Source organism: Bacillus cereus group sp. BfR-BA-01524 (assembly GCF_022662595.1).
Taxonomy (GTDB): domain Bacteria; phylum Bacillota; class Bacilli; order Bacillales; family Bacillaceae_G; genus Bacillus_A; species Bacillus_A thuringiensis_S.
The window spans coordinates 1-1557 of record NZ_JAKUDW010000223.1 but is presented as its reverse complement, the minus strand read 5'-3'; the positions used below and the strand labels follow the sequence as shown (position 1 = coordinate 1557).

Here is a 1557-nt window from a genome sequence, read left to right as displayed (position 1 = left end):
CCCCCCCCCCGCTGATTAAAGTTTCATTTTACTAGGGAGGGATAGTATTTGCATGCACTTGTAATTGGTGGAACAGGAATGCTAAAGAAAGTTTCTATGTGGCTTTGTGAGAAAGGATTTTATGTTTCTATTATCGGGCGAGATGAAGTGAAATTAGAAAATGTTAAGCGAATGAGTTCTGCACCAGAAAATATTACATGCCTTTCGTTAGATTATCATAATGATGAAGATGTAAAGCTAGCTATTAAAAGTACAATTGAGAAAAATGGTCCGATCACATTAGTTGTTGCATGGGTACACACAAGTGCAAAGCATGCACTATCAAATATTTGTAAAGAAGTAGATTTGTCGTCTAAAACATATAGTTTATTTCATATTTTAGGTAGTAAAGCATCACGTATGCCTGCACAAAAAATAGGGAGTACGCGATGTAGTTATCGTAGAATTATTCTAGGTTTTATTTTAGAAGATACATATGGAAGATGGCTTACTCATGAAGAGATAGCTGATGGAGTTATAAAAGGGATTGAAAGTAAACGAGCGGAGTGGATTGTAGGGAGAATTGAACCGTGGGAATTACGACCAAAATGGTGAGGGGGAGTAAGAAATGAAAACAACTATATATGTAACAAGGCATGGTGAAACAGAGTGGAATGTAGCGAAACGAATGCAAGGACGGAAAAATTCTGCTTTAACTGAAAATGGTATAGTTCAGGCGAAACAATTAGGGAATCGAATGAAAGATTTACCAATCCATGCGATCTATAGTAGTCCGAGCGAAAGAACACTTCATACGGCAGAGTTAATAAAGGGGGAACGTGATATACCCATTATAGCGGATGAGCATTTCTATGAAATCAACATGGGTATATGGGAAGGACAAACAATCGCGGATATAGAAAAGCAATTTCCAGAAGAAGTACATCTATTTTGGAATGAGCCACATCTTTTTCAGTCAACATCAGGAGAAAATTTTGAGGCGGTTTATGAAAGAGTAATTGAAGGGATAAGGCTTCTTTTAGAAAAGCATAAAGGACAAAATATATTGATTGTTTCTCATGCGGCAGCAGCAAAATTACTTGTAGGGTATTTTGCGGGAATTGAAATAGAAAATGTATGGAATGATCCATTTATGCATAGTGCCAGTTTGAGCATAATAGAATTTGAAGATGGTAAAGGTAAAGTGAAACAATTTGCAGACATAAGTCACTTTCAATGAATGTAAAAAAGGCCGCTTGGCGGCCTTTTTTGGTGGCATAAAAACTAGCAGTTACGTTTTTTATACCAGAAGTGATCGAATTTCTTATTTTTGCAAGATGGGAATTTATGTTCGCCTTTGCAATCGTCCCATTTGTGTCCGCCATCGTGACAGTCTTTACCATGATCCCATGAATCATCGCAAGAGTGACCGTGTCTGTTAGGGAAGAATTCGCATTTTTTACAGAAACTTCGTTTTGTCCAGAAAAATTTCTTTTCAAAGCGTATGCATTTTGTAACGAAAGTGCAATGTTTTCTGCGAGTACGTTTTGTAACTAAAACGCATTCTTTTCTACGTGT

General features: G+C 36.9%; 2 protein-coding genes and 1 pseudogene. 2 read left to right on the top strand and 1 reads right to left on the bottom strand.

What is annotated here, in order from left to right:
• Positions 1-48 precede the first annotated feature (48 nt).
• Both MR170_RS30545 and MR170_RS30540 read left to right on the top strand, forming a co-directional pair.
• The gene (locus MR170_RS30545; protein WP_016081960.1) at positions 49-594 is read left to right on the top strand and encodes a short-chain dehydrogenase; all 546 of its coding nucleotides are present in this window, start codon (positions 49-51) and stop codon (positions 592-594) included.
• Positions 595-607: 13 nt separating this feature from the next.
• The gene (locus tag MR170_RS30540; RefSeq protein WP_016081959.1) at positions 608-1219 is read left to right on the top strand and encodes a phosphoserine phosphatase 1; all 612 of its coding nucleotides are present in this window, start codon (positions 608-610) and stop codon (positions 1217-1219) included.
• A 44-nt stretch (positions 1220-1263) separates the two neighbouring features.
• Here MR170_RS30540 and exsB read toward each other — a convergent pair.
• Positions 1264-1557 (bottom strand): annotated as a pseudogene (exsB, locus tag MR170_RS30535) (exosporium protein ExsB); the annotation flags it as partial.